This window comes from Butyricimonas sp. RTP31003st1_G1_RTP31003_210430 (assembly GCF_040920905.1).
GTDB classification, from domain to species: domain Bacteria; phylum Bacteroidota; class Bacteroidia; order Bacteroidales; family Marinifilaceae; genus Butyricimonas; species Butyricimonas paravirosa.
The window spans coordinates 23,890-30,813 of the sequence record NZ_JBCOSQ010000063.1 but is presented as its reverse complement, the minus strand read 5'-3'; the positions used below and the strand labels follow the sequence as shown (position 1 = coordinate 30,813).

The 6,924-nt window shown below is 40.1% G+C and carries 6 protein-coding genes; all 6 read right to left on the bottom strand.

The genetic code is table 11. The features are described 5' to 3' along the window. On the bottom strand, positions 1 to 1,840 hold a 1,840-nt coding region (locus AB5542_RS16730), incomplete at its 3' end, for a carboxypeptidase-like regulatory domain-containing protein (RefSeq protein WP_368243236.1). 148 nt (positions 1,841 to 1,988) lie between these two features. Further along, on the bottom strand, positions 1,989 to 3,158 hold the full coding sequence (locus tag AB5542_RS16725) for a FecR family protein (protein WP_279040726.1): 1,170 nt from the start codon (positions 3,156 to 3,158) through the stop codon (positions 1,989 to 1,991). Between the two features lie 469 nt (positions 3,159 to 3,627). Next, positions 3,628 to 4,194, bottom strand: coding sequence for an RNA polymerase sigma factor (locus tag AB5542_RS16720; RefSeq protein ID WP_279040724.1), 567 nt, complete (start codon positions 4,192 to 4,194; stop codon positions 3,628 to 3,630). Between the two features lie 284 nt (positions 4,195 to 4,478). Then, positions 4,479 to 5,744 carry a thioredoxin family protein gene (locus AB5542_RS16715; RefSeq protein WP_279040723.1) on the bottom strand — a complete coding sequence of 422 codons (1,266 nt, stop codon included), beginning with the start codon at positions 5,742 to 5,744 and terminating at the stop codon, positions 4,479 to 4,481. Positions 5,745 to 5,818: 74 nt separating this feature from the next. Next, positions 5,819 to 6,253 carry a hypothetical protein gene (locus tag AB5542_RS16710; RefSeq protein ID WP_279040721.1) on the bottom strand — a complete coding sequence of 145 codons (435 nt, stop codon included), beginning with the start codon at positions 6,251 to 6,253 and terminating at the stop codon, positions 5,819 to 5,821. Positions 6,254 to 6,275: 22 nt separating this feature from the next. Next, positions 6,276 to 6,920, bottom strand: a complete 645-nt coding sequence (locus AB5542_RS16705) for a fasciclin domain-containing protein (protein ID WP_279040720.1) — start codon at positions 6,918 to 6,920, stop codon at positions 6,276 to 6,278. Positions 6,921 to 6,924: the final 4 nt, after the last annotated feature.

Sequence of the window (6,924 nt, the reverse complement as noted above, 5' to 3'; positions counted from 1 at the left end):
CTCCCACCTCGTAACCTCGAAGAGAGGTAATATAATTGGAATACTCCGTGGCATACGACTTCACCTCCGACGAACTCACCGTGTAAGAAACCAACCCTTGATACTCCAAATAAGGCAAAATCTTCCACGAAACATCAAGACTCGAAGACACCATCTTCGACCGATTCTCGTTCCCCGTGTTATTTATCTCATTCAAGATATTATACCCGTACCAGCTCTTCCCGGAAATAGCCGTACTGGAACCTCCCCATTTCTCGTGATAGTACAACGTACCATCCTCGTTACGTAGCGGGATCGTCCGCGCCGTGTTATACGCGTAACTAAACGGGCTCACGCCGTAAGCAAAACCGAACATCTCCCGGTAACTACCGTTCAGGTTCAAGCTAATCCTCAAATTCGGGATCAACTGCAACACCGTGTTCGAGCTACCGGTAAACGTCTTCCCTTCATTTCCCTTGGCCTCGCCTTTTTCCTCGGTAATACCGATAGAAGCACGACTGGCAATCTTCTCCGATCCCCCGGTAATGCTCAAATTATGCTTGTGATTAAAAGAGTTACGAAACAAAAGATCAAACCAATCCGTGTTATTGTTTGCCATCTTGTTATACTCCTCTTCCAACTGTTCATGAGTAATCTCCTTGTTCGTCAGCTTCTGAACCAACCCGGCATACCCGATAGGTAATATAGCACTGGGGTAGCGCACACGGTCTTCGTACATTTCTCTGGAAAAATCCATCAATTCCCTAGAATTCATTTGATTGTACAAACCGTAACGGGGACGCTGACCAATACTGAAACTTCCCGAATAGGAAAGGGATGCGGACCCTGACTGCGCCTTTTTCGTGTTAATCACGATCACGCCGTTCGCCGCCTTCGAACCGTAGATGGCAGTTGCCGACGCATCCTTCAACACGGTCAACGACTCTATATCCGAGGGATTCAACCAAGAAATCGCGTTAGCGGCAATATCCCGCAGATTATCCAAATCACTGGAAAGAGAGGCATCCGTCTCGCTGATCGGAAGCGGGTCCCGCTGGATAACCCCATCCACCACCCACACCGGGTCCTGACTACCTAACAACGTCGATGTTCCCCGGATTCTGATCTTAGGAGTCGATCCGACCATACCGGAAGTTATCCGCACTGCCATTCCCGGGATTACCCCCTGCAACATCTGGTCGATCGTACTCTCTCCCGGAATCATAATATCCCTCGCATACACCTTGTTAATCGCTCCCACGTACTTACTCTTGTCCAAGGTCATGTAACCGGTGACAACCACGTCGTCCAACGTCTCCACGTCCTCCTTCATCACCACGTCGATCGTGTCTTTCCCTGCGTAAACGATCTCTTGGGAAACCATCCCGACAAAAGAAAAAACTAAAGAAAACTTCTCCGGGGCATTCGGAATGGATAATTGGTACATCCCTGCCCCGTTCGTCGCTGTTCCAACTGAAAATCCTTTCAACTGAACAGTCACCCCCGGTAACGGTTGTTTTTTCTCGTCCGTCACCTTTCCTACAAGACGAATCATTTTCGCCTGTTGTAATGAAACCTCCCGCACGATAAACACCCCACCTTCCTCGAAAAACTCAAAACGGGTATCTTTCAAAATTTGCTTCAATGCCTCCGCTATCTCCAAATCGGTAATCTTCATCTCCCGACACGGCACACGTTTCATCTTCCCGGCATCATACAAAATCCGAACACCCGTTTGATCCTTCACTTGTTTTAGCACCTCGTTCAACGTCGTTTCCGCTTTCACCGAAAGGCTTACCCGTTGGGTAAACGCACTCGCTGAGGTGAAAAACAACACCACAAAAAGTAAAGCTAATCTCATGACTTGTAACATTTTTTTGACACAATGTGGTCGTACCCACACATTAGGTGGATTTTTTTTCATAACTTTGTTTCAGTTTAAAGGGTTTATAAACTCTAAATACAAAGGATTTGATTCTATAGTTTGGTCGCTGGCGAATCGAATCCTTTTATTTTACTTTTCGCACATAAATAACTTTATTTTGAATTTCAAATTTTACATCCGTACCCAATTCGAATAACCGCAATAAAGGCTGTATATCCGAATATTTATCCAATGTTCCCGATAACTCCAATTTTTTCAATTCCTCGGATTCAAATTTTACTTGGAAATCGTACCAACGAGCCAACGTCAACATGATCTGATCTAAATACTGTTCTTCGAAACAGAAAAGATTATCTTTCCAAGCCGTGTACAACCGGGTATTCACTTTCCGAACCACGGGTAAATCGGAACCTTCCGTACAAACCAACTGTTCTCCCGGTTTGATCAGCACCCCCTTTCGGGAATCTTTCAAATAACATATACTCCCCTTCTCCAGCGTCGCCGCCATCGTTCGCTCATCATAAACCGAAACGTTAAACGCCGTTCCCAACACTTTTATATCGCCCATCGAAGTCTCCACCACGAAAGGACGAGCGGCATCCTCGGTCACATCAAAATATGCCTCCCCTTTCAAATACACTTTCCGCTCTCCCCCTGCAAAATGAACCGGGAAACGTAATTCCGTCTCTGAATTCAGCCACACCTGAGTTCCATCGGCCAATGTCAAATGAAATTCCCCCCCGCGTGGTATCGTCATAACGTGATATTCCTGCACCTTTTCCGTTGCCATGGAATCCACTTTTATTCCATAAACTACCCCCATTGAATCCACTTCCACCACGCCCTCTTTTGTCTCGATTTTCGCCCGCAAAGCATCATTCAAAACGAGCTCCCGGCCATCCGCCAAATGCAAAATCGCCTTGTTTGTTCCCGGCTGAAGAGCTGGAATTACCCCTTGTGTCAATTCCGACACGTTCTTCTCCTGAGAAAGATTTCCCTTATATAAAACAACTATCCCCACGATCAATACCAGAACAGCAGCAACACTTCCCACTCGAATCATAACCCGACGTGAATTTCTCCGTCGTAATTTCCTAAAAGCCGCCTCCGCATCAAAACGCCCTTGTTCCTGTCCTTTCCCCCGCAGATAATCCGGATCAGACAATCGTTCCGTAACATGGCGAACGATAATATCTTCCTCGTCAAGAGACGAAGAGGAAAAATCTTCCTCCAAATAAGTCCTGACTCTTTTGGACCATTCATATATTTGACTCCATTTTTTCATCTTTTCCATGTGTCTTTCATAAATAGAACACATGATCCGAAAAAACGGGTGACAGATATTTTCGAAAAAAATAAATAAATATTTATTCCCATCCCGTTTGTCCTTTATAAAGGCTCTCTAGGATGAGAATAAATATTTACATTCCATTTTTTACCCGGATCAATCGTAATTGATTCTATAATAAGTCATAAGTTATTGCCGATTCTATCCCGAAAAGATAATTATAACATGATCACTACCTGAACACTACCGTCATGAACCTTATAGATACCTTATAGAAACCTTATATGAACCTTATATAGAATAAGGTTCATAAAGTATATTAATAGTTTAACGAAAATGTTACTTCCGGTTGTGTTCAGGTAGTGATCACGTAATAATCACAAATTTCTTATAGATATCCCAATAAATGGTTTACAAACCCTCCATACATTTCTACAAAAAACATATCTGTTTCCGAGTTTCGAATTTATTTAAATCATGAAAATAAAAGAAAAAGCAGCATGGCAATTCCCACTCCCAATTCGCCCCGAACAAAAGCATAGGCCCGTTTTTTCTGGGTTTTCACGGAATTCTCGCTAATCCCAAGTCGCTCCGCGATATCCTTCACTTTGGCCCCCTCCATGCTCATAAACAATACTTGCCGTTGCTGTTCCGACAATTTATCTATCGCCTCGTAGAATTTATTCACAACATCCTCTTCAACGGCAAGTTCCAAGATCATCTCATCATCCTGTTCTTCCAAAACAACATCACCCCATTTTTCATATAGAGCTTTCGCAATCCCCTTATCCCGGATAGAATTCAATGCTCGCGTGTAGATTGTCCGGTACAGATAACCAACCAGAGAAGGCTCATCGGGAAACTGTGTCCCGGAATCCCATATCTTAATAAAACAATCTTGAACAATATCTTCGGCGGAAGCATCATCTTTCACAATTTTCGACGCATAATTACACATCGCAGGATAGTATTTCCGGTACATTTCCCGCCATGCACTTTCACGCTTTTTGTTAACACTTTCGATGAATCGGTCTGTATCCATAAAGTTATGCACCTCCCGTTTTGAACATCACTCAATACAAAGATGCAAATAAAACTTTATAACTACAAATTCATCAACAATTAATCAAGTGAAACAAACTCTCTAATATTTTCTCAACCTTCTCTACAAATAAAAAAATTGATGTCTCTAAGTAAAAAAACAAAACTCTATGACCCTTAGGCGAAATAAGGATCATAGAGAATTCCCTACATACAATATCTGCATCTTTATTGTATCTCTATAAAATTAGATATCAGCAATAATTGTAAGCTAGTACAAAAGCATTATTGATATAACACGTCCATTTTTTGTCTCAAATAAGTTTGCAATTTTACATTTTTCATTTGAAAAGATTGTAAAAAAGCCTGATTATAACACTCTTTCGCTTTTTCATTATTTTCTAGAACCACATAACAGTCTCCCATAAACGAAACAAATAATATTTGACTATTAACATCCAATGGGAACTTTAATAAACGATCCAACCATAACAACACTTGTTCGGCAGACGCTGGGGTCAATTTTTTATTAGATGTAGACATTAATGTCATAACAGCATTTTGATAATCTTCTTTACCCGCCAAATCTCCCATTTTTTCAAAAAAGTCATTTTGTTGTTTCACGTAACCAGCTTGATCTTTTTTACCATATAAACAGTATAAAGCATCCGCTTTAGCCGTCATCAAATATTCTACAGGAAAACTTTTAGTTTTCACAGAATCAAAAACTTGTTTCAAATCTCCATGTATCCTAGCAATTTGATCTTTATATTTCAAATTTCCTTCCATTGCCATTTTTTGCACAAGCCCATCTTGATAACGAAATAAATAAGCAGTTAATAAATCTCGAGGAGCCACTGTCATAAAACGAGATAAATTACGTATTACGAACTCTATTGGTTCATTCTCTTCTTTAGGGGCCATACAATAAGTCACGATAATACTTAAATCATGCAAATTAATCATCTCCTCACGAGGTTTATTTTCAAGATAATTCTTCACTATTTTCTCTCGCCTGTATTGCCATTTTTCAACCTCTTTTTTATCTTTTACCTCAGGCAATAGCATCGGTGTTTCTAATAAAAAACGTTGCTGTAAAACAAGATTATTCTTATCCTTTTGAATGGCATTCCACTGCTCATCTAACGAAAGAGCATCTCCTACCACTAGTTTCGCAACCCTCAATAAACTATATGGCGTTGTAAAACCAAGCATCCGCCGAATCTCCCGTCCCTTTGCATCCACAAATATCATACTGGGGACTTGGGTAACTTTGTATTTCTTAGCAATATTCTTCTCCTGATCAACATCTATTTGTACACAAACAAATTTCTCATTAAAATACGTAGCTACTTCTTCTCGAAAAAAGACTTCTTCTGCCATTTTCTTACAAGGCTCACACCAAACAGCAATAAAATCCATGAATATTATTTTATTTTCTTGCTGAGCCTTTAACATGGCATCTTCTAATTTCCCGTCAAAAAAAGATATTCCTTGACCATGCACATTAAAACAAACAAGGAATAATGCTATAATATATATATATTTCATAATTTTTTTCATTACAACAAATGAAAAAATAGCCCGATTAACTTTACAGGCTATTTTATCCAACAAACACTAGATCACTCTATAATAAATTTATAAGCATCTTTTATAACATGGCTATAACCAGGATTGGTTAGACGAACAGAAATAATATATTCTCCCGGTCCTGCTTTATGTTTAAGCGGATACAGCATGGCTCCCCCTCCACGAATTTCCAACTCATCCATAAATAATCTCGCTTGTTCTTCTCCAGCCGTGGAAATTACAGACTCTATCGAAAAATCTATTTGAAACGTTCCTTCATACCCTTGCAAATTGAATGTCACCCAAGGAGCATTATTCTCTATTCGCTCCTTTTCTAATTTCGGATCCAAAATCCGAGGAATAATCAAGGAATCCGGTTCATAACTTGCATTTTCCGTTATCAGATAGCCAATTGTTTTCTCGTGACATCCTCCCAATAATATCATAGCAAAAGTAACTAATATCATTACATTTATTATATTTTTCATATTCTAAACATTAAATCAAATATTAACGAAAATCCCTGTGCATTTCTTCTAACTTATATCCATACACAAGCGAATGTACCACACAATTATCTGGCTCAACATCCGTTGAAGCCACCTTTATTTCACGTAATGTATTTGAAGATCTTATAGTTAAAGCTTTGGGGCCAGCTTCATTTACCCCTTGCCAAACTCCACGTGACGCAAATAATCCGAAAACAGTTCCTTCTAATGTCGTACACATAGTACCATCTTCTATGAGATTTCCCCCCGTACCTCTTTTTCCTAAAGGTACACTATCTCTATATAGCTTTCCATCCAAAACATGAGAAAGCAATATCCGTTTACATAATTCAGGAGCTATATCCGACACTTTAGTCAACTTCTTTTGTAATAAATAACGCCGAATAGTATGATTCGTCGGTCCAAAAAAAGTAATTTCCGGATGATCAGGATCTTGTCCTTCAAATAACCGGACCACATCTTCTCCCGCATGCCGAACCATCACGGCTGTAGAATCCCAATCATAGGAATGTCCCGGATGTTCCAGATAATCCAATAAACTTCCATCAAAACGTCCGTTACAAATTCCCGTTTTAATAAAATTATCTGTCGTACAAGCAGACGCCACAAATACGAACACGATACCCAATAATATTTCTTTTTTCATAACT